Annotated in this window: 22 protein-coding genes; 16 read left to right on the plus strand and 6 right to left on the minus strand. The window is 48.7% G+C overall.

All coding sequences use genetic code 11. From position 1 onward, the window contains the following. Positions 1 to 6: 6 nt before the first annotated feature. Positions 7 to 2,076: an OmpA family protein gene (locus TH61_RS13420; RefSeq protein ID WP_197464040.1), complete on the plus strand. Its 2,070-nt coding sequence runs from the start codon at positions 7 to 9 to the stop codon at positions 2,074 to 2,076. A 97-nt stretch (positions 2,077 to 2,173) separates the two neighbouring features. Here TH61_RS13420 and TH61_RS13425 read toward each other — a convergent pair whose 3' ends face one another. Continuing rightward, positions 2,174 to 2,959 (minus strand): transporter, encoded by a 786-nt coding sequence (locus TH61_RS13425; protein WP_066510293.1) that lies wholly within the window; start codon positions 2,957 to 2,959, stop codon positions 2,174 to 2,176. Between the two features lie 229 nt (positions 2,960 to 3,188). On the opposite strand from TH61_RS13425, the gene TH61_RS13430 reads away from it, so the two are divergent. The 3 genes from TH61_RS13430 (at position 3,189) to TH61_RS13440 (ending at position 5,085) form a co-directional block, all read left to right on the plus strand. Next, entirely contained in the window at positions 3,189 to 3,488 is a 300-nt protein-coding gene (locus tag TH61_RS13430) for an antibiotic biosynthesis monooxygenase (protein ID WP_066510296.1), read from the plus strand. Between the two features lie 16 nt (positions 3,489 to 3,504). Further along, positions 3,505 to 4,557, plus strand: a complete 1,053-nt coding sequence (locus TH61_RS13435; protein WP_066510298.1) for a B12-binding domain-containing protein — start codon at positions 3,505 to 3,507, stop codon at positions 4,555 to 4,557. A gap of 66 nt (positions 4,558 to 4,623) precedes the next feature. Further along, positions 4,624 to 5,085: a hypothetical protein gene (locus tag TH61_RS13440; protein WP_231862223.1), complete on the plus strand. Its 462-nt coding sequence runs from the start codon at positions 4,624 to 4,626 to the stop codon at positions 5,083 to 5,085. A gap of 95 nt (positions 5,086 to 5,180) precedes the next feature. On the opposite strand, the gene TH61_RS13445 is transcribed toward TH61_RS13440, so the two are convergent. After that, complete coding sequence (locus TH61_RS13445; RefSeq protein WP_066510308.1) at positions 5,181 to 5,594, minus strand: hypothetical protein; 414 nt, start codon at positions 5,592 to 5,594, stop codon at positions 5,181 to 5,183. 100 nt (positions 5,595 to 5,694) lie between these two features. Further along, a complete protein-coding gene (locus TH61_RS13450) occupies positions 5,695 to 6,033 on the minus strand; it encodes a hypothetical protein (protein ID WP_066510313.1) in 339 nt (112 codons plus the stop codon). Between the two features lie 63 nt (positions 6,034 to 6,096). On the opposite strand from TH61_RS13450, the gene TH61_RS13455 reads away from it, so the two are divergent. Genes TH61_RS13455 through TH61_RS13465 form a run of 3 tightly spaced genes read left to right on the plus strand, consistent with a single transcriptional unit; the run spans position 6,097 to position 8,445 of the window. Beyond that, positions 6,097 to 6,834, plus strand: a complete 738-nt coding sequence (locus tag TH61_RS13455) for an electron transfer flavoprotein subunit beta/FixA family protein (RefSeq protein ID WP_066510315.1) — start codon at positions 6,097 to 6,099, stop codon at positions 6,832 to 6,834. 2 nt (positions 6,835 to 6,836) lie between these two features. Further along, entirely contained in the window at positions 6,837 to 7,811 is a 975-nt protein-coding gene (locus TH61_RS13460) for an electron transfer flavoprotein subunit alpha/FixB family protein (RefSeq protein WP_066510318.1), read from the plus strand. Positions 7,812 to 7,821: 10 nt separating this feature from the next. Then, positions 7,822 to 8,445: a bifunctional nuclease family protein gene (locus TH61_RS13465; RefSeq protein ID WP_066510330.1), complete on the plus strand. Its 624-nt coding sequence runs from the start codon at positions 7,822 to 7,824 to the stop codon at positions 8,443 to 8,445. A gap of 157 nt (positions 8,446 to 8,602) precedes the next feature. Here the strand turns inward: TH61_RS13465 and TH61_RS13470 are convergent, their stop codons facing one another. Together TH61_RS13470 and TH61_RS13475 are read right to left on the minus strand one after the other, a co-directional pair. After that, the gene (locus tag TH61_RS13470; RefSeq protein WP_066510339.1) at positions 8,603 to 9,403 is read right to left on the minus strand and encodes an ABC transporter ATP-binding protein; all 801 of its coding nucleotides are present in this window, start codon (positions 9,401 to 9,403) and stop codon (positions 8,603 to 8,605) included. Positions 9,404 to 9,441: 38 nt separating this feature from the next. Next, the gene (locus TH61_RS13475) at positions 9,442 to 10,170 is read right to left on the minus strand and encodes an ABC transporter permease (RefSeq protein ID WP_066510343.1); all 729 of its coding nucleotides are present in this window, start codon (positions 10,168 to 10,170) and stop codon (positions 9,442 to 9,444) included. A 108-nt stretch (positions 10,171 to 10,278) separates the two neighbouring features. Between TH61_RS13475 and TH61_RS13480 the strand changes: the two genes are divergently transcribed. From TH61_RS13480 to gldC, 9 genes are all read left to right on the plus strand, one after another. Then, on the plus strand, positions 10,279 to 10,986 hold the full coding sequence (locus TH61_RS13480) for an SDR family oxidoreductase (RefSeq protein ID WP_066510344.1): 708 nt from the start codon (positions 10,279 to 10,281) through the stop codon (positions 10,984 to 10,986). 199 nt (positions 10,987 to 11,185) lie between these two features. Next, entirely contained in the window at positions 11,186 to 11,902 is a 717-nt protein-coding gene (locus tag TH61_RS13485) for an SDR family oxidoreductase (protein WP_066510347.1), read from the plus strand. A gap of 9 nt (positions 11,903 to 11,911) precedes the next feature. Continuing rightward, positions 11,912 to 12,832 (plus strand): gliding motility-associated ABC transporter ATP-binding subunit GldA, encoded by a 921-nt coding sequence (gldA, locus tag TH61_RS13490; RefSeq protein ID WP_066510349.1) that lies wholly within the window; start codon positions 11,912 to 11,914, stop codon positions 12,830 to 12,832. 99 nt (positions 12,833 to 12,931) lie between these two features. Continuing rightward, positions 12,932 to 13,660, plus strand: a complete 729-nt coding sequence (gene gldF / locus TH61_RS13495) for a gliding motility-associated ABC transporter permease subunit GldF (protein ID WP_066510351.1) — start codon at positions 12,932 to 12,934, stop codon at positions 13,658 to 13,660. Beyond that, a complete protein-coding gene (gene gldG, locus TH61_RS13500) occupies positions 13,654 to 15,369 on the plus strand; it encodes a gliding motility-associated ABC transporter substrate-binding protein GldG (protein ID WP_066510352.1) in 1,716 nt (571 codons plus the stop codon). Before gldF ends, gldG begins: the two co-directional genes overlap by 7 nt. A 60-nt stretch (positions 15,370 to 15,429) precedes the next feature. Beyond that, positions 15,430 to 16,158: a toxin-antitoxin system YwqK family antitoxin gene (locus TH61_RS13505; protein WP_157600716.1), complete on the plus strand. Its 729-nt coding sequence runs from the start codon at positions 15,430 to 15,432 to the stop codon at positions 16,156 to 16,158. Between the two features lie 202 nt (positions 16,159 to 16,360). After that, complete coding sequence (locus tag TH61_RS13510; RefSeq protein WP_157600717.1) at positions 16,361 to 17,083, plus strand: hypothetical protein; 723 nt, start codon at positions 16,361 to 16,363, stop codon at positions 17,081 to 17,083. A 164-nt stretch (positions 17,084 to 17,247) separates the two neighbouring features. Continuing rightward, complete coding sequence (dnaN, locus tag TH61_RS13515) at positions 17,248 to 18,372, plus strand: DNA polymerase III subunit beta (protein WP_066510356.1); 1,125 nt, start codon at positions 17,248 to 17,250, stop codon at positions 18,370 to 18,372. Positions 18,373 to 18,570: 198 nt separating this feature from the next. Continuing rightward, positions 18,571 to 18,936, plus strand: coding sequence for a gliding motility protein GldC (gene gldC, locus TH61_RS13520; RefSeq protein ID WP_369796891.1), 366 nt, complete (start codon positions 18,571 to 18,573; stop codon positions 18,934 to 18,936). Positions 18,937 to 19,009: 73 nt separating this feature from the next. Here gldC and TH61_RS13525 read toward each other — a convergent pair whose 3' ends face one another. Beyond that, positions 19,010 to 19,489: a hypothetical protein gene (locus tag TH61_RS13525; protein WP_066510361.1), complete on the minus strand. Its 480-nt coding sequence runs from the start codon at positions 19,487 to 19,489 to the stop codon at positions 19,010 to 19,012. Positions 19,490 to 19,548 lie beyond the last annotated feature (59 nt).

Below are 19,548 nucleotides of genomic sequence, written 5' to 3' on the forward strand. Positions count from 1 at the left end.
ATGGATATGAAAAAATTAGGCTTGGTGCTGGGTTGCTCTTTAAGCATGAGCCTAGCCATGGGCCAGAATGTGGAGTTTGTTAAAGAGAATTTCGCGCAGAATAAAGAAGGCTTTAAAGAGGCCAAAAAACGGTTGGATGAAGGCAATGATATTTTTGCAGCCACCTCTAAGAAAACCGATGACGCCTACCGTAAGAAATTTTACAAAGAGGCCATAGCGCCCTACCTGGATGCCTATGCGGTTAACCCCAACAATGCTCTGTTAAACTACCGCCTAGGGGTGGCCTATTTGTTCTCTGATCAGAAAGCCAAGTCCTTGCCTTATCTGGAGAAAGCCAAAAAACTGAATCCGGCCATTGACCCAGAACTGGGTTTCTATTTAGCCAGAGCCTACCAGATGAACATGGAGTGGCAGAAAGCGGTCTCTGACTACAAAAAGTATTTGGCCACCTTGTCCACGGATAAGGGAAGGGCCAAGGCAGATGTAGTTAACAAATACATCAGGGAAAGTCTGTCTGGAGAGAAGCTGCAGAAGAAACCGGTGCGCGTGTTTTTTGACAACGCCGGCGACCTCATCAACTCTAGGTTCACAGATACCCAGCCGGTAGTAAATGCAGATGAGATGGTGATGCTGTTCTCCTCGCGCCGGGTTGTTTTGCCAGACGGAAAAGCTCAGCCCGACAAAGACAAACTCGCCCATGATGACATTTACATCTCTACTAAGGTTAATGGTCAGTGGACGGTTGCCAAGGCTTTAGACAAAAACATTAACACAGAGAAAAACGAAGTGGTTGTGGCTATCTCGCCAGACGGTCAGCGCTTTTTGTTTACCGGAGATGAGGGTGATGGTAACCTCTATGAATGCGTCTTGAAAGGCAATGAATGGAGCAAGCCAGATGAACTGTCCAAAGAAATCAACTCCAGCGCCCGGGAAACATCGGCTACGTACTCTTATGACGGCAAGACCCTCTACTTTGTAAGTGACCGCGAGAACGGCATTGGCCAGGGAGATATTTACTTTTCTGTGCAGGACGCTAAAGGTAATTGGGGCAAGGCCATGAGCGCTGGGCCAAAAATCAACACGGCCTATGATGAAGGGGCCGTGTTCTTGCTGCCAGATGGCAAGACCTTGTACTTTAGCTCTGAGGGGCACAATTCCATGGGCGGATATGACATCTTCAAAAGCGTGCTGGAAAACGGGCAATGGTCTGAACCCGAAAACCTAGGCTACCCGGTGAACACTCCAGAAGATGACAAATTCCTGAGCTTGACGGCCAACGGCCGGTATGGGTACCTTGCCTCAAGCAGGTTAGACAGAAGCCAAGGCGAAAGCGACATTTACCGCCTCACCTTTATGGGTGCTGAAAAGCACATGGTGTTGAACACAGAGGATGACTTGATTGCCAGTACCTCCATGCAAGTGCCGCTGCCGGTCATCATGCCAGTGCTTGACTTGAAAACGCCGCAGAACATCATCGTGCAGGGCACTATTTTGGATGCTAAAACCCAGAAGCCTGTAGAAGCCAAGGTAGAAGTGATTGACAACCTTAGAAAAGAGGTGATTACCACGTTTACCTCCAACAGCGCAACGGGCAAGTATCTGGTTTCTTTGCCGGCGGGTAAGAACTATGGCTTGGCCATCAAACGGGATGAGTATGCATTCCACTCAGAGAACTACAATCTGCCAGCTACCGCTGGTTTTAGGAAAGAGGACCGGTCCGTGACACTGCAGCCGCTAGAGGCCGGTAGCGTTTTACCGTTGCGTAATATTTTCTTTGAGGAAGGGAAGGCAAGCCTACTGCCAGAAGCTACCTATGAGTTGAAAGCACTGGTAGCCCTGTTGAATGATAAGAAAAGCCTTCGGGCAGAAGTGGCGGGACTCACCGCCACTCAAGAGGCGAGCCAACCTCTTTCTGAAAGCCGCGCTAAAGCCGTTTTAGACTATCTGGTAGCGAATGGCATCAATGCTAAACGCCTGCAGTCCAAAGGCTACGCTTTCACAGAGGTAAAATCTGAGGAAGCCAAAGACGGATCCACGCAAGAACATGGAATAGAAGTCCGACTTTTGGCCAAGTAGCCAGTCTGTAAAATTCTTAACAGAAAAGGCGAGCCCTGGATGGGGTTCGCCTTTTCTGTTTTTAGCCTATTTTATGAGAATTAACTCAAAAACGACTCTATCTAGGCAGCCTTACACTTAGGCCACCACTTACAAAATAGTCCGGGGCATCTTTGCTCAGGCCCAATCCGGCAGAGGCATCTATTTGTAGATTGGACAGTAGCTTGTAAGTTAAGCCGCCGTCAAGTTGGTGTTGCCATTTTTGGTCTTGCGGCTTCTGCCCGAAAAACTCTATGAAAGCACCCAGCTTTTCTGAAAGGGCCGCGCCCAACGCCACCGTGTAAATGGTTTGTCCTAAAGCTTCGTCGGGTGCCCATTCATAGCCTACATTGTACCCTAGGCTGAAATAGTCAGACAAGGTGTGTGCCAAGGAGAATCTAAAATCAGGCACCAAATAACTAGGTTTGAACTCGCTTTTGCCGGTGCGCAAGGTTAAATGGCCAATGAACGCCATGGCCGGCAACAAACCCTTTTCCTCGCTTATCTTAATCTTGGTGCCAACGGCCACTGGGCCCCAACCCGAAACTTTGCCCAAGCCCACCGTTGTTTCCTTTAACTGTAAATGCTCCACCAGCAAGCGCAATTCTAAAGCCTCCAAGAGACCATAGCGGACTAAGACAGTAGGGGATAGTTTAGAGACTAACGTATAGCCTTCCTGTTTATCTACCTGTCTAAAGTACCCTGCCTCTAACTGTAAAAAACCTTTGGGTACTAGGCTGGCGGCCTCGGTCTGGTCAGGGCGGTCGGTTTCAATGGCAGTTAAGGAGTCAGCCTCTTGGGTTTGCCCAAAGGCAAGAGAATACGCTAGTAAAGTTATAAATACGGTCGTAAAAATTCTGGACATCCTGTATGATTTAGTAATTTGATATCGCAAATAACGTAAAAATTTAGATACGTCTAAAAATATAAATAGGTTAGTCTAATATGATTTACCCAATTTTTTCTTGCCTAAATGGAACACAGCCCGTAAATTGCTATTCTTAATTCTCCCGCCAAGCCAGTGAAACAATAAAATAAGCGTCTTTCTGGTGGTTTTGACCTGTGGCGGGCGTTTTCGTCTTAGCCCATTCAGAATGTTTATAGCACTCAGTACTTTTACTATAGCCAATGACATGGCTCCGGCCGTGAAAGAGGCCTTCGTGAACAGACCCGGTTTGGTAGAGGGAGCCCCAGGGTTCATCCGGTTACAGGTCATCTCACCCACAGACAATCCCCAAGAGATTTGGCTCATCACCCATTGGCAGGATGAGGAAAGTTACAAAACCTGGCACCACAGCCACATGTACCATGACTCGCACAGCGGCATTCCTAAAGGATTGAAACTGGTGCCCCGGTCAGCCAAAGTACGCTTCTTTGAACATATCTGTGAATAGTCAGTAAGAAGCTGGTATGTCAGAGAACAGAAGAAAGTCTGCGGCCCTTCTTAAGAAACTGGAGCCTGAGTTGGTGGAGCAAACCATTGCCTTGGTCTATGCCCAGAACCCAGACATGGAAGCCCGCTACGGGCCACAGGGGAAGGAGAAGTGCAGACAGGACACCCATTACCATTTCTCTTATTTGATTGAAGCCGTAGGTTCAGGAAGCTCTGCCCTGTTCAATGACTATGTCATCTGGGCCCAGCAAGTTCTGGAGACCCGCCACCTGCCAGCCAAAGACCTGCATGCTCATCTTGTCGCCTTGAAAGATGTGATAACGCAAAATCTGCCCATTGAGCACTATGTGCTGGTGGCCAATCACCTCAACAGCGCCTTGCAGGTTTTAGAAGACAAACATGGCTTGCCCACTGAAACGGAGTCAGCCTTGAATGAGGTAGCCGAGAAATACCTGGATTTCCTTTTAAAAGGCAAGCGCAACCAAGCCATTGAGCTAATTATGCAAGAGGTAGAGCGTGGCGTGCCGGTCAAGGATATCTATCTAGGCGTTTTTCAGCCGGTGCAGCATCAGATTGGGCGTTTGTGGCAGAAAAATAAAATAAGCGTGGCCCAAGAGCATTTTTGCACGGCCGCCACACAGTGGGCCATGTCGCAGCTATACCCGCAGGTGTTTGGGACAGAGCGCAACGGACTTAAACTAGTGTCTACCTGCGCCACTGGTGATTTGCATGAACTGGGCGTGCGCATGGTCAGTGATTTCTTTGAAATGGAAGGCTGGGACACGTATTACTTGGGCTCAAATGTTCCCGTGCCTAGTTTGCTGAGTGCACTCAGAGACCAAAAGCCTGATTTATTACTGCTTTCAGCTACCATGACGTACCACGTGCCGGCGGTGGAGGCGGCCATCCAAGCGGTGAGAGCTGCCCAAGATTTAAAAGACCTCAAAATAATGGTGGGCGGCTATCCGTTTAATACAGCAGAAGAACTCTGGCAACAGGTGGGCGCTGACGGCTACAGCAAAGACGCACAAGAAGCCTTGGTATTAGCCAAGGAGCTGCTGGAAAAATAGAAGGTAAAGGAGGAGTTGTTGGAAAAAAGAGGCGGAATGGTGTGGCGGTGCACCTTAGAGGGAAGAGTGAGAGAAATTGTCTCCTCAGATTTCCCCGATGTACTTAACAAACCAGAGGGTAAATCTTTCCTAGATCTGCTCAACCAGACTTCTAAGGCTTTAGCCACCGCGTGGTTTCAGAAATTTCCTGCCCAAACCAGCCTGCTGCCCAACATAAGGTTGGCCAATGACCCAACCGGGCAAGTCTTTACCCTAGGTCTCACACAGGTCAAGTCTGAGATATGGCTGTTTTGGACCACCTCATCACCGGTTATATCTGCGCCACCCACTCTTTCTGGCGCTTTATCCAAAGAAGGTGAAGAAGAAAACGCTCTAGCCAACAACGTCTGGGAGCAAGACACGCAGCAAACTGACCTCCTAAATGAACTAAGCCGTGTGAACAATGAGCTGGTGAATGCCCGTCGTGAGCTCATCAAGCAGAACATTGAGCTGCACCGCATGCACCAGAAACTAGGCAAGAAAAACTAACCTAAAGCCGTTTTTGAGCTGTTTTCTGGAAATTAGCCCAAAAATGGCTTTAAGATATAGGTGGTGGTTAGTTGCGCTGTAGGCTAGTTCCTTATTTATAAGCCCCGGTCATTCAGAATCCTCAAAACTTTTCTGCGCATGTAAAAGAGCCGTCCGGTCATTACCCCAAAAAGGATGGCATAGGTAAAGGCCGAGAGCATATCGCCGTGAATCCAGTGGCCAAAGACCCATTTCTTGCTAAACGTGAACACAAGGTAGCAAAGCAAGGTAAGGACGCTGATTCGGTCAAACCGGGCAATGATTTTACTGCTTTCCTCTTGCCACTCAATAGTAGAAAGGTTGCCCACCAGCAGACCAATCGCTTCGCCTAACACAAGCCCACCAGAGGCCAGTAAAAAGCTAATGTGCTGGGTATAGACGTGGTACCCCACCAGCAATAGCATCAAGGTAGAGATACAGGTGAACATGAAAAGCCGCATGAGCAGTTTGCGGTGCAGGTGTCTATACATGAAAGCGTAGGCTAAGAGAAGAAGGGGAGGCCTCCGTTTTTAGCCTGATTTCTGGGAAAGAAGCAAAAAACGCGAAAATAGTATGCATGCCAACTAAATTTTAGTCATCTTCGTAATCCAAACCCATCATCTTGTTGTACGCCCCTTGGAGCTCAGAGAAGGCGTGCATCTGGCCTTGCTGGCGGCTTACCTGCATACCTTTCTGGTAAGCCTGCTGTGCCAGGTTGGGTTCGTCTAACTGTAAGTAGAGGCTGGCTACATGGTAATACGTGCCCACATAGTCTGGGTGCTCGGCCAGTAATTTCTCGTAGAAAAAACGGGCTTTCTCTACGTCAAACGCGCGGTATTCCGTAGCGATGGCGTAAAGCGTGAACGGATCCTGCGGGTCATCCTGGTAAAAGGCCAGGAGTTGAGCCAATCTGCTGTTAGACGTTTCCATTTGATGAATTATTCCTTTAAATTGCCCACAAATTTAATGTAAAATCCACTAACCTTAAGTGAGATGAAATTCTTAGTTTGCATTAGTAACGTACCAGACACCACCACCAAAATTACTTTCACGCCAGACGGGAAGGAGTTTAACACGGCCGGTGTTCAATTCGTGATCAACCCATATGATGAGTACGCGCTTACCCGCGCCATTGAGCTGAAAGAAGCTCTGGGTGGAACCGTTACCGTTTTAAACGTAGGCGAGGCTGACGCCGAACCAAATATCCGCAAGGCCCTGGCCATTGGCGCCGATGACGCCATTAGAGTAAACATCAAACCAACCGACGCTTTCCTTGTTTCTACTCAGATAGCCCACTACGCCAAAGAAGGCGGGTATGACCTTATCTTGATGGGCCGCGAGTCTATTGACTACAACGGTTTTCAGGTGCACGGCATGGTAGGCGAGCTGTTGGGCATCCCCACCATTGCCCCGGCTATTAAACTGGACATCAACGGCACCACGGCTACCGTGGAGCGTGAGATTGAAGGTGGCAAGGAAATCATTGAAGTTAACCTTCCAATAGTGGTGAGCGCGCAGCAGCCCATGACGGAGCCTAGAATCCCGAACATGCGCGGTATCATGACCGCCCGTACCAAGCCTTTGCAGGTGGTAGAAGCGGTGGGACAAGAGACCAAGACGCAGGTGCAAGGCTACCAGTTGCCACCAGCCAAATCTGGCGTGAAGATGATTGACGCAGAGAATGCCGGTGACTTGATTAAATTATTACGTAACGAAGCTAAAGTTCTATAAGCATGTCAGTTTTAGTAGTGATAGAATGCGCGAACGGCGAAGTAAAGAAGTCTTCTTTGGAAGCAGCTTCGTACGGGAGCAAAGTAGCGTCTACCTTAGGCACCACCGCTACGGCGGTGGCCATTGGTGACGTACAGGCCAATGCATTGACTTCTTTAGGGGAGCAAGGCATTACCAAGGTGTTATTAGACAATGACAGCCGCTTGACCAATTTTGTGGGTGCTGCCTATGTAAAAGTAATTTCTGCCGCCGCTGCCCAGGAAAACAGCAGCGTGATCATCTTGTCTAACTCCAACATTGGCGCCGCCATTGGCTCAAGATTGGCCGTGCAGTTGGGAGCTTCTTTGGCCACCAACGTGGTAGACTACCCTGAGATTTCTGGTTCTACTTTTAAAGTGCGCCGCGGGGTATTCTCTGGCAAGGCGTTCTCTGACGTAGAATTGACCTCAGACAAGAAGATCATCCTGGTTAAGAAAAATGCAGTAGACATTGAAACTACGGCCGGTGGTACTGCCACGGTTGAGAATTTCTCTGCTTCTTTAACAGATGCTGACTTTGCCGCTGCTCCAAAAGAAACCATCAAACAGTCTGGTGACATCTTGTTAACCGAGGCAGATCTGGTAGTTTCTGGTGGTAGAGGCTTGAAAGGCCCTGAGAACTGGTTTTTAATTGAAGATTTAGCAAAAGCCTTAGGTGCCGCTACTGCCTGCTCTAAACCAGTGGCAGATGTGGGCTGGAGACCTCACCATGAGCACGTTGGCCAGACAGGTATCACCGTGAGCCCCAACTTATACATTGCCGTGGGCATCTCTGGCGCCATCCAACACTTGGCAGGGGTTAACTCTTCTAAAGTAATTGTCGTTATCAATAAAGATCCAGAAGCTCCGTTCTTCAAAGCCGCCGATTACGGTATTGTTGGAGACGCTACTGAGATTGTTCCAAAATTGATAGAAGCTGCCAAAGCTTTAGACAAATAGAAGAGATATTGTGAAGAAAATTGAGCTAGAGATTCTGGGTTTGTCCTCCAGCCAGTCACAATCAGGGTCGTTTGCCTTGGTGCTGGGGGAGAAAGACGGAAGCCGCCGGTTGCCCATCATCATTGGTATGTTTGAGGCGCAGTCCATTGCCATACAGATAGAGAAGATCAATCCTACCCGTCCGTTGACGCATGATCTGTTCAAGACCTTCGCCCTGCAAATGGACGTGTCTGTGCAGGAGATCATGATCTCTGACCTAAAGGAAGGGGTGTTTTTCTCCAAGATTGTCTGCCACGCCGGAGAAAAGGAGTTTGAACTGGACGCCCGTCCCTCAGATGCCATCGCCATTGGACTGCGGTTTGGAGTGCCTATTTACACGGTTGAATCTGTACTTTCTGAGGCCGGCATCATCTTGAGTGATCTGGACGAAGAGGAGGACGAAGACGAGGAAACCGACGAAATCCAAACTTCGGCCTCTAAAGAAAGCAGTGCTTCTGCTAGTTCTTCTTCTAGCAAGGCTAAACTCACAGAGGTGTCTGTGGATGAGCTGAACAAGATGCTGAATGAGGCCCTGGAAAAGGAGGACTATGAAAAGGCTGCCAAAATACGCGATGAGTTGAACAAGCGGAATTAAGCTTAAAATATTAAATACAAAAAATGCCCAGAAGTGATTCTGGGCATTTTTTGTATACAACTCAAAAGGATTGATTAAAAATAGAAAGCTTCGTTTTTGGCCTTATTTCTAGAAAAGGGATCAAAAACGAAGCATTTAAAAGTAGGTGGGCAATTGGTTATTCGTTGCTTTGGCGTTCTTCTTCCTGGCGCTCGTCCTCTTCAATCTGCTCCACTTTTTTGGCATCGCGCATTAAGCGGTTGGAGAAGATAAAGTCGTTGAGCTCGCGTACCTTGGTGTCCATGATCTCAGAACTGTGGCCTTCCCAGAGTTTCTTGCCCTGGTACATAAACATCACCTTGTCCCCATATTCCAGCACGGAGTTCATGTCGTGGGTCACTACAATGGTGGTGATGTCATACTCTACCGTAATCTCCTTGATCAATTCATCAATTTTAATGGCGGTTAGCGGGTCAAGACCGGAGTTGGGCTCATCACAGAAAAGGTAGGTACAGTGCGGGGCAATGGCACGGGCAATACCCACGCGTTTCTTCATACCGCCGCTCAGTTCAGAAGGCATTAATTTGCCAGCGTTCTCCAGGCCAACGCGTTTAAGACAGAATTCTACGCGATCTCTGCGTTCGGAACGGTCCATGTCGGTAAGCATCTTGAGCGGGAATTCCACGTTCTCGTTCACGTTCATGGAGTCAAACAGGGCGCTTCCTTGAAAGAGCATCCCAATCTTACGGCGTATCTCTTGGCGTATGTCCAGTTTGTTGTTGGTAAAAACGCGTCCATCATAGGTGATGCTGCCCACGTCTGGCTTCACCAGGCCCACAATGCATTTGAGTAGCACGCTTTTACCGGTACCACTGGCGCCTAAGAGCATGTTCATCTTGCCAGACTCAAAGACACCGCTAATGCCTTCCAGCACTTTTTTGCCATTGAAGGTCTTGTGGATGTTATGTATTTCAATCATGTGATTCAGTTGAAGAAGTGAGGCCTCTAGTCTATGCTTTAAAGCAGCACTTGAGCGCAGACATAATCTGCAATTAATAAGGCAATCACGCTGTTGGTCACGGCTTTGGTACTGGATTCACCTACCTCTAAGGCCCCGCCAGTGGTAAAGTACCCTTTGTAAGAGGAGATGGAGGCAATCAGAAAGGCAAAGACTACAGACTTAATCAACGCGAAGGTGATGTTGTACGGGATAAAGGCCGTTCTAAGCCCTGTGATGTATTCCTGACCTGTTAGGGTGTTAGTTAAAGTACCAGCCACATATCCGCCCAAGATGGAAAGAAACATGGCAATGACCACCAGCATAGGAAACACCAGAATAGAGGCAATAATCTTGGGTAGCACCAGGTAAGAGGTAGAGTTGATGCCCATCACTTCCAATGCATCTACCTGCTCGGTGATCTTCATGGTGCCCAGGCCGCCCGCAATGTTAGAACCTACCTTGCCCGCCAACACAATGGACGTGATGGTAGGTGCCATTTCCAGGATGGTCATCTCCCGGACCATAAAGCCAATGGTAGACTTAGGGATGAGTGCGCTGGTCAGGTTATAGGAGATTTGCACACAGGTAACCGCGCCAATGAACGTGGAGACCACGGCCACAATAAAGATAGAGTCAATGCCAATCAAGATGGCTTCGTCAATGGTTCGTTTAAAGAGAATTTTAGGAGATTCACCGCGCCTGAAGAGCGAGCCTAAAAAGAGGAGGTATGCACCAAAGTTTTTCATGAATGGGAGCGTAGGCCGTAGAGTGTACTGCCCCAACCAGAGCAGAAATAGGCACTTCTTGTTTTCAAATGCCTATATTACGTTGAAATAAGATAAAACATCTATCCCATGCAAAAATATATAGTGGTGACCGGTGGGACCAAGGGAATTGGGCGGGCCATTGTAGATAAGTTTGCCGCCGAAGGTTTTCATATCATCACCTGCGCGCGCAATGAGAAAGATCTGCAAAAACTGAAGTTAGAGATTGAACAGGCCTACACGTTCTCCAAGGTTTTCTACCAGGCCGTGGATGTGAGCATGACCGGCGAGGTGAAACGTTTTCTGGACTACATTCATTCCCTGAAAGTAAAAGTAGACGTGCTGGTGAACAACGCCGGCTTCTTCATTCCGGGCACCATTCATGAAGAAAGTGACACCGTGCTGCGTGAGATGATTAACACCAACCTATACAGCGCCTATGATTTGACCAAAGGCTTGGTAGGGGATATGATCAAACGCAAGGATGGCTATATTTTCACTATCTGTTCCACGGCCAGCATCATGGCGTATACCAACGGCGGTTCTTACTGCATTGCTAAACACGCGTTGTACGGCATGACCAGAGTGCTTCGCGAAGAACTGAAAGACCACGGCATACGCGTGACTGCCGTGATACCGGGCGCTACTTTGACTGCCAGTTGGGAGGGAGTGGATCTGCCGCATGACCGCTTCATGAAACCCGAGGACGTGGCCAACGCCATTTGGGGTGCCAACTGCCTGTCCAAGCAAACCGTAGTAGAGGAATTGTTGCTTCGGCCGCAGTTGGGTGACATATAGGTTGGTTGCTAGCCCTTGATTGTATTCTACTTCGTTTTTGGGCTAGTTTCCAAGAATCAGCCCAAAATCAAGAATGGAATAGTATGCATTTGCACCGAGTCATTCAAATTGTGCTGGAAGTATAGATACATTTAAATTCGTAGCATCAACCACCAAGGTCGAATAACATATTTACTTAAATTTGAGCAAAATCTTTGATATGGAATTAGAAGGAAAAGTAGTGGTGATTACGGGTGCCAGCAGCGGCATTGGCTTGGCTGCGGCAAAGTTGTTATTAGAGCAGGGAGCCACCGTAGTGAGCTGGAGCCGATCTAAACCCAAAATCTCACACCCAGACTTTTACTATTTTGAATGCGATGTTCGACATGAGCAGTCGGTTTGGTCAGCGTATGAGCAAACGGTAGAGCGTCTTCGTCAGAATATTTCTGTGTTGATCAACAATGCCGGCTTGGGTATTGAAGGCGCCTTGGACACCATGAGCCCGAAGGACTGGCACACCATGATGGACACCAACGTGAATGGTATCTTCTACTGCACGCGCTTGGTATTGCCTCAAATGAAGAAACAGCTGGAAGGCCACATCATCAACATATCCTCTATTGCCGGCTTGACGGGTATTGAGAACATGAGCGGCTACTGTGCTACTAAGTTCGCGGTGCGGGGCATTTCTCATTCCTTGTTCAAAGAAGTGAGACCGCATGGCATAAAAGTGACCTGCATTTACCCGGGCTCTACAGCCACGCACTTCTTTGACGGCTTTGAAGGCACCGGCACCGCGCCTGAGAATATGATGCAACCCGAGGATATCGCTTCCACCATTCTGCACGTTCTTCAGTCGCCGCCCAACTACCATCACGTAGACATTGAGGTGCGCCCGTTAATGCCGAAGGGCAGACCAGAGAAAAAGAAAGCCTAACCCAGAATAATGGGAATTGAAATAAAAGATTTGACCAAAGTATATGGTCCGCAGGCAGCTGTGGACCATATCTCATTTACGGTAGGTACAGGTGAGATCGTGGGCTTTTTAGGTCCCAACGGCGCCGGAAAATCCACTACCATGAAAATTGCCACCTGCTACCTGCCACCCACCAGCGGAACGGTATTGGTGAATGGCTTCAACGTGGTGGAAGACCCTAAACAGGTGCGCCGACAAGTAGGCTATTTACCCGAGCACAACCCACTCTACCTGGACATGTACGTGCGCGAGTACCTGCATTTTGTAGGCAAGCTGCATGGCCTGGGCGGAAGCGCCCTTCAAGCCCGCACCGAGGAGATGATCCAGCTTTGCGGCCTGGATCGAGAAAAGCACAAGAAGATTGGCGCTTTGTCCAAAGGCTATCGTCAGCGCGTGGGCTTGGCCCAAGCCATGATTCATGACCCAGCGGTTTTAATTCTAGACGAGCCTACCACCGGCCTGGACCCGAACCAGATTGTAGAAATCAGGCAATTGATCAAAACAGTAGGGCAGGCCAAAACGGTCTTGTTTTCTACGCACATCATGCAAGAAGTAAGCGCCCTCTGTGACCGCGTGCTCATCATCAACCAAGGCAAACTAGTCGCCGACAGTCCGGTGGCCGAACTCAAGAACATGGGCCGAAAAGAAACGCGCATCTTGGCTGAGTTTGAAGCCGAAGTAGACACATCGCCCATTCTCACCTTGCCCCAAGTTCAGCGCATAGAACCGGCTGGTTTGCACAAGTACAGAATAATTGCCACCTCGGGCTCAGATTTACGCTCAGCTATTTTTAGGCTGGCAGGAGAACAGGGCTGGCCTCTAGTGGGCCTTCAGCAGGAAGAAAACTCTCTGGAGAAACTCTTCCAGGATTTAACCCAGAACAATAAGTAAAAACCACATTTTGGCCTGTTTTCCAGAAAGTAGGCCAAAAACGGATAATCAAAACACAAAGTCTAGATACTAGCGTCTAACATCTAGTGTCTCTCAACTATGCTGGCAATCTTATCAAAAGAATTTAACTCCTACCTCAACTCGCTCATCGGCTATATAGTCATGGGGGTGTTTCTGGTGGCTACGGGCCTGTTCATGTGGGTCTTCCCAGACAGCAGTGTGCTGGACTACGGGTACGCCGATTTACAGTCCGTTTTCTCGTTGGCGCCCTGGCTGTTTCTGTTCTTGATTCCGGCCATTACCATGCGGGCCTTCGCCGAGGAGCGCAAAGCCGGTACCATGGAATTACTGCTGACCAAACCTTTGTCTGACACGCAATTACTGTTGGGCAAATACTTTGCCTGTCTGTTGTTGGCCTTGTTCGCGCTGCTGCCTACGCTGCTGTATTATGTGAGTGTTTACCTGCTGGGCGACCCAGTGGGGAACATTGACTCGGCGGCGGTGGCGGGCTCTTATATGGGCTTGATCTTCTTGGCGGCGGTGTTCGTGGCCATGGGCATCTTTGCATCTTCGCTTACAGAGAACCAAATCGTAGCCTTCATTCTGGCGGTGTTTCTGTGCTACCTGGTGTATACCGGGTTTGATTTGCTGAGCTCTATTGACGCGTGGGGAACAGCCTCTTATTACATTGCGCAACTGGGCATTTCCTATCACTACAGTTCCATCTCAAAAGGGTTGATTGACTCCAGAGATGTGCTGTATTTCTTGAGCGTGATTACGGTGATGTTATTAGGGACTAAACTGGTATTGGAGAGCAGAAAATGGTAGAGCAAACGAACCCAACTCCCCAAACCACCGCAACCGTAGCTGAAAGCCGAAGACGCCAGGACTGGACCTTCTTTCTGGTGGCCGTAGGCTTGCTACTGGTGCTCAATTTTGTGGCCAGCCGCTATTTCTTCAGGGTTGACCTCACCGAGGACCAGCGCTACACCATCTCTGACCAGACCAAAAGTTTGCTAGGCAACCTGAAAGAGCCGGTGCAGGTGACCGTGTACCTAGAGGGCGAATTCCCGGCGGGCTTCAGGCGGTTGCAGAACTCTACCCGTGAGATGCTGGAGGAGTTCAGGCTGTACAGTGACGGAAAACTGGATTACAACTTTGTGGACCCCAGCGCCAATACCAATGAAGAGGCCCGCAACCAGTTCTACATGCAACTGGTGCAGCAAGGGCTGCAGCCTACCAACCTGTTCGCGCAGGAAGGCGATAAGAAAGTGGAGAAGATTGTCTTCCCGGGGGCCATTGTAGCCGGTGCCGGCAAGCAGACCGCCGCCACGCTGCTCAAAGGGAACCAAGCCGCGCCGCCAGATGAGCGCCTGAACCAATCCATTGAAGGCTTGGAATACGAACTTGCCTCGGCGGTGCGCAAAGTAGCCGCCGCCAGCAGTGGACGCATTGGCGTCTTGCAGGGCCACGGCGAGTTGTGGGTACCCAAAGCCGCCGACTTCTTGGGCACGCTTTCTGAGTATTACACCGTCAACCGCGTAGAATTGTCACAAGTGCCGGATTTGCATTCGTTTAACCTGGTGGTGATGATGAAGCCCACCCAGCCGTATTCTGAGCAGGACAAGTACAAGCTGGACCAGTTCGTGATGCGCGGCGGCAAGATTCTATTCCTGTTGGACGGCGTGCGCGCAGAATTGGATAGCATTCGCAATGAAGGCATGCTAGCCCTGCCCAACGATGTGAACCTGCAAGACCTGTTGTTTAAGTATGGCGCACGAGTGAACCCAGACCTGGTACAGGACCTGAATGCCAGCTTCTTGCCCATGGTGACAGGCTATATGGGGAATCAGCCGCAGACCCAGCTGGTGCCGTGGCGGTACTACCCCTTGGTGAACAACTTCAGTCAATCACCCATTACGCGCAACCTGGATGCCGTGCAGACTAAGTTTGTGAGCTCTATTGACACCGTGAAGGCGGTTGGCATTAAAAAGACGCCGTTGCTATGGTCTTCGCAGTATTCGCGGAAGCGCCCGGCACCGGTTTCCCTTTCCTTGAATGACCCTAGAATTGACCGTGACCCAAAACTGTTCAAAGAGCAGGCGGTTCCAATGGGTTATCTGTTGGAAGGAAGTTTCAAATCTCTATGGACCAACCGCCAACCACCCGCTGGTACTACTATTCCTTTTGTAGGCACCAGCAAGCCCACCAAATTGGTCGTTTTCTCAGACGGCGATTTGGGTGCCAATGAGGTAGACCCTAAGAATGGGAGACCCATGGAACTGGGCTATGACCGTTTCACGCGCCTGCGCTACGCCAACAAAGAGCTCCTGAAGAATACCGTGGATTACCTGCTGGATGAGAAAGGCTTGATTGAATTGCGCGGTAAGGAAATAAAACTACGTCCGCTGGACAAAGCTAAATTACGCGATGAACGCACCAAATGGCAAACCTTGAACTTAGGTATTCCATTGGTCTTGTTATTACTGTTTGGCGTGTTTAAATTCTGGGCAAGAAAACGCAAATACGCCAGATAAAATATAAAAATGAGAAGGTTATTTACACCATTGGTACTGGCTACCTGCCTGTTTTCTTGTATGTCTCCTAAAAAGGAGGAAGTGAAGGACGTGGACCAGAATGGCTGGGTAAGGACCAAAGGCACCCTGGTCAACGGTCACCGGCAGGGCTACTTTGAGGATTTCTATAAAAACGGAGTTCTACGCATGGCCGCTAACTGGGAACAAGGGCAGATAGAAGGGAATTACTCTGAATACTTCACCAACGGAAACCTCAAGGTGAAAGGAGTGATTGTAGACGGGCAGCTCAACGGACCAAACGAAAAGTATGACTCCTTGGGCAACAGCAGTTGGGTCATGTATGCCAATGGTGAAAAAACCGGGGTAGAAGAATTAAAGGACAAGACCAGAATCATTACAGACAAAATCTACTACTCAGAAGAAGGAGGCCATATCCTGTATCAGGAAAAGCTTACCGTACTGGAAGATGTAAAAGAGCGCATCCTGTTTCCTGTGTTAGGTGACAATGATAATATCCTCAAATTAGGCATAGCCAATTTGTTTACTATTCATTTAGTGGAAGCACCCGTGTGTAAAGTAACCATGGTGATTGGGAAAGAGGATAAGCAGGGTGCATTCACGCCAATTGGCAAGGGGACCTCAAAAGACAATAAAACTTTCACCTATATCTTTAAACCCAACCAGTCTGGGCCCGGCGTCCTGTCCTTTAAGATGGTGCATTCTAAAAGCCCGCAGGACAAGATATCTGTGGCTGACGGAGTTTTTCAATTTGAATACGATGTAGAATAACCTACATCGTTTTTAGCCTCGTTTTCAGGAATTAACCCAAAACCAGAGCCTCTCATGTAGAGGCTCTGGTTTTTTTATAAGGACCGGTTTTCAATAGAAATCCACTATCAGAAAATAAATAGGCAGGCTAGCACCACCTTCCTTATATAGTTTCGTACAACACGGTAAAAGATAATTACCCACCCCCAAATTACCTTCCTGTATGAAGCGTCTATTACTTATTTCCTATATCTTGTGTGTATTGCCGTTCTTGGTTTCTTGTGAGAATGAGTTAGTGGCCCCGGCAGGAGCTACCAACGTACAGACCAAAGAGGCGTATGGCGCCTGCAGAACCTACCAATACATCTCCAAGACCAGCGACGTGACCTCGTATGGAACTGCCTACAAAGACATCATTCTAGTGGGGTTTAGAGAGGGCATCACGGAACGCGAAAAACAGCAGATCGTGCGCCAGAGCTCCTTGTACAAAGAGATAGTAGGGGAGGTGGCCTTGGATTCTGGTCCCATCACCTTGGTACAGCTAAAGGCGCGAAGCACTTGCGCGGACGTGGAGTATTTACGAGCCCAACTGCAGCGCCACCCAGACGTATTGTTTGCAAACCCGGCGTTTAATACCCAAGACAGTGAAATTGCGTGGATAGGCCTGCCCAATGAGTTTCTGGTATCCATTGAGACCGGCACGCAAGCCCAGTTGGAAGCCCTGGCCGCCAGTACCAATACCCGTTTGGTATTCTCGCTTTCAGAAGAATTGCATTTAATGTCAGCAGATAAAAACTCGCAAGGCGATGCCCTGGCCATGAGCAACCTGTTCAACCAGCAGGCCTTTGTGATTTCAGCTGAGCCTAACTTTATTTTTCAGGCCAAGACCAGCGGTACCGGCGAGGCGACCACCCAGACCATGCTCAAAGGAACCAAACAGCGCTAATCATTCACAAAGCAGCAAGGGATTTTTCCGTTTTTGGCCTGGTTTCCAGAAAATAGGCCAAAAACGCCTTTGCATGCAGAACAAACCTGTTTACGGACGTAGGAAAAGAGGCTTTTTTGTATAACTTTGCTTTGTTATTGACCTTTTCCAAACCGACATATAGGATGAAATTCATTGTATCTTCTACGGCGCTTTTAAAGCAGCTTACCAGCATCAACGGGGTAGTGGCCAACAACCCGGTTGTTCCCATTCTGGAGAACTTCCTGTTCGAGATCAACGATGGTGTTTTGACCATCACCGCCAGTGACTTGGAGACATCCATGATCACAGAGATACACGTAGAGGCCCGCGAGAATGGCAGAATCGCCGCTCCGGCCAAGATCCTGATTGACACTCTTAAGAACCTTCCAGACCAGCCGGTGACCTTCACCATTGACGAGGAGACTTATACCATTGAGATTAGCTCTTCTAACGGCCGCTACAAGCTGTCTGGTGAGAACGCCACAGACTTCCCGAAGGTACCGGTAGTAAGAGGCGGAACCGCCATTGAGATTCCTTCTAATGTTTTGAGCCGTGCCATCAACAAGACCATCTTCGCGGTAAGCAATGATGAGTTGAGACCTGCCATGACCGGTATTTTTGTGCAGCTGGGCAGCGACAACATCACGTTTGTAGCCACAGACGGACACCGCTTGTTGCGCTACCGCCGCAAGGACGTGAGCAGTGAGAACTCTGCTTCCATCATCATACCTAAAAAAGCCTTTAACCTGCTTAAGTCTACGTTGCCTAGTGAGGCTACGGCGGTAAGAATGGAGTTCAATACGTCTAACGCGTATTTCAGCTTTGACAACTTAAAGATGATCTGCCGTCTGATTGATGAGCGGTATCCAGATTATGAGAACGTGATTCCGGCGCAAAACCCTAACAAGTTGAGCATTGATCGGTATGACTTCCTGAGCTCTGTGAAGCGTATCTCCATTTACTCTAACAAAACCACGCACCAGGTTCGTCTGCGCATTACGGGCAGTGAATTGCAAATCTCTGCTGAAGATTTAGATTTCTCCAACGAGGCCAGCGAGCGTCTGACGTGTCAGTATGACGGCGAGGACATGGAGATTGGTTTCAATGCCAAGTTCCTGACAGAGATGCTGAGCAACATGGACTCTGATGAGATCACCCTGGAGCTTTCCACGCCAAACCGCGCCGGTCTTTTGATGCCAGCCAACAATGACGACGAGGAGAACATTTTGATGCTGGTAATGCCGGTGATGTTGAATAATTACGTGTAAGCAACTTAAGTTTATAACTATAAAAGCCTTCTCTGGAAACAGGGGAGGTTTTCTTTTTGTACCTCGTTTTTGGCCTGATTTCCGGAAAACAGCCCAAAAACGATTGGCGGGTTTACCAGAGGATAGGAGGCAGTAGAACTGGGAAAAAGCTATTACCTTTGCAGGAGTGAACCAAAGCGCCTGAGGGGGCTAAGAACCATGAAACAGATGAAAAAATCAGAGATACACTTCAGCATCGCCTTGGATGACCAGCGCGTGCCAGAGGCCATTAGCTGGCGGGCCACCGATGCAGGTGATGACATTCACTTCGCCAAGGCCATCAACATTGCCCTATGGGACCGCAATGACAGCGGTACTATGAAGATTGACCTATGGACCAAGGACATGCCCGTAGATGAGATGAAGTACTTCTACATTGACACCCTGGGTGCCATGGCCCAAAGCCTGGAGGGCGCTACCAATGACAAGGTAATGGCCGAGAAGATGCGCTCCCTTTGCCAGGAGTTGATGAAACACGTAGAAGACCAGCAGAGGCTGAACGCTCAGAACAATCCAACCAAGTAATACAAGAAACTCATATAAACAGAAAAGCCGCTCAACTAGAGCGGCTTTTCTGTTTATATGAAATATCTGGAGACTATTTGTTCACAGAAGAGTTGGCTTTTACAACGGCTACATCAGGCTTAGGAAACGTTCTTTGAGATTCCTGTGATGTCTGAGAAACCATGCCTTTTGCGGTTCTTCCATTTTGTTTCTCCAACTGCATGGCATATTGTTGGTCATGGGCCACTAAGGCTTTACGCGAGCTATAGTAGCGTGAGTATTGCGAGGTGCTTAGCAGGCTTTCTAACTGCGTATCACGCTCCTTACAAACACCTTTGATACATCTATCCAATTCAGCAGGGTTTTCGGCAAACTTCTGCTCAAAGGCAATCATTTTATTAGCGTTTGCTAGGTTAAGCGCACGTAGCTTTCTTGCCTGGAAATTATTCAACTGTAGTTCCTTGATCATCTTGTCAGACAAGTTGGTGGCCCTTTTCTCTGCTTCCACATTCTGGGCAAAAGAAGCTACACCAGATAAAAGCACAATTGCGAAGGCAAACACAAAATTTCTCATAGCTAATCAGTTTTAGTGATAATAACACAAATCCCGTGCCATCTTTATCAGAACAAAGG

The sequence above is a fragment of the Rufibacter sp. DG15C genome (genome assembly GCF_001577755.1).
Taxonomy (GTDB): domain Bacteria; phylum Bacteroidota; class Bacteroidia; order Cytophagales; family Hymenobacteraceae; genus Nibribacter.

Coding starts and splice junctions, on each gene's coding strand:
- TH61_RS13475 (WP_066510343.1), bottom strand. CDS start 10,170: ATGAAAAACTTTGGTGCATACCTCCTCTTTTTAGGCTCGCTCTTCAGG.
- gldF (WP_066510351.1), top strand. CDS start 12,932: ATGCTGGCAATCTTATCAAAAGAATTTAACTCCTACCTCAACTCGCTC.
- TH61_RS13455 (WP_066510315.1), top strand. CDS start 6,097: ATGAAATTCTTAGTTTGCATTAGTAACGTACCAGACACCACCACCAAA.
- TH61_RS13525 (WP_066510361.1), bottom strand. CDS start 19,489: ATGAGAAATTTTGTGTTTGCCTTCGCAATTGTGCTTTTATCTGGTGTA.
- gldC (WP_369796891.1), top strand. CDS start 18,571: ATGAAACAGATGAAAAAATCAGAGATACACTTCAGCATCGCCTTGGAT.
- TH61_RS13480 (WP_066510344.1), top strand. CDS start 10,279: ATGCAAAAATATATAGTGGTGACCGGTGGGACCAAGGGAATTGGGCGG.
- gldA (WP_066510349.1), top strand. CDS start 11,912: ATGGGAATTGAAATAAAAGATTTGACCAAAGTATATGGTCCGCAGGCA.
- TH61_RS13430 (WP_066510296.1), top strand. CDS start 3,189: ATGTTTATAGCACTCAGTACTTTTACTATAGCCAATGACATGGCTCCG.
- dnaN (WP_066510356.1), top strand. CDS start 17,248: ATGAAATTCATTGTATCTTCTACGGCGCTTTTAAAGCAGCTTACCAGC.
- TH61_RS13435 (WP_066510298.1), top strand. CDS start 3,505: ATGTCAGAGAACAGAAGAAAGTCTGCGGCCCTTCTTAAGAAACTGGAG.
- TH61_RS13485 (WP_066510347.1), top strand. CDS start 11,186: ATGGAATTAGAAGGAAAAGTAGTGGTGATTACGGGTGCCAGCAGCGGC.
- TH61_RS13420 (WP_197464040.1), top strand. CDS start 7: ATGAAAAAATTAGGCTTGGTGCTGGGTTGCTCTTTAAGCATGAGCCTA.
- TH61_RS13450 (WP_066510313.1), bottom strand. CDS start 6,033: ATGGAAACGTCTAACAGCAGATTGGCTCAACTCCTGGCCTTTTACCAG.
- TH61_RS13470 (WP_066510339.1), bottom strand. CDS start 9,403: ATGATTGAAATACATAACATCCACAAGACCTTCAATGGCAAAAAAGTG.
- TH61_RS13425 (WP_066510293.1), bottom strand. CDS start 2,959: ATGTCCAGAATTTTTACGACCGTATTTATAACTTTACTAGCGTATTCT.
- TH61_RS13505 (WP_157600716.1), top strand. CDS start 15,430: ATGTCTCCTAAAAAGGAGGAAGTGAAGGACGTGGACCAGAATGGCTGG.
- TH61_RS13445 (WP_066510308.1), bottom strand. CDS start 5,594: ATGTATAGACACCTGCACCGCAAACTGCTCATGCGGCTTTTCATGTTC.
- TH61_RS13460 (WP_066510318.1), top strand. CDS start 6,837: ATGTCAGTTTTAGTAGTGATAGAATGCGCGAACGGCGAAGTAAAGAAG.
- TH61_RS13510 (WP_157600717.1), top strand. CDS start 16,361: ATGAAGCGTCTATTACTTATTTCCTATATCTTGTGTGTATTGCCGTTC.
- gldG (WP_066510352.1), top strand. CDS start 13,654: ATGGTAGAGCAAACGAACCCAACTCCCCAAACCACCGCAACCGTAGCT.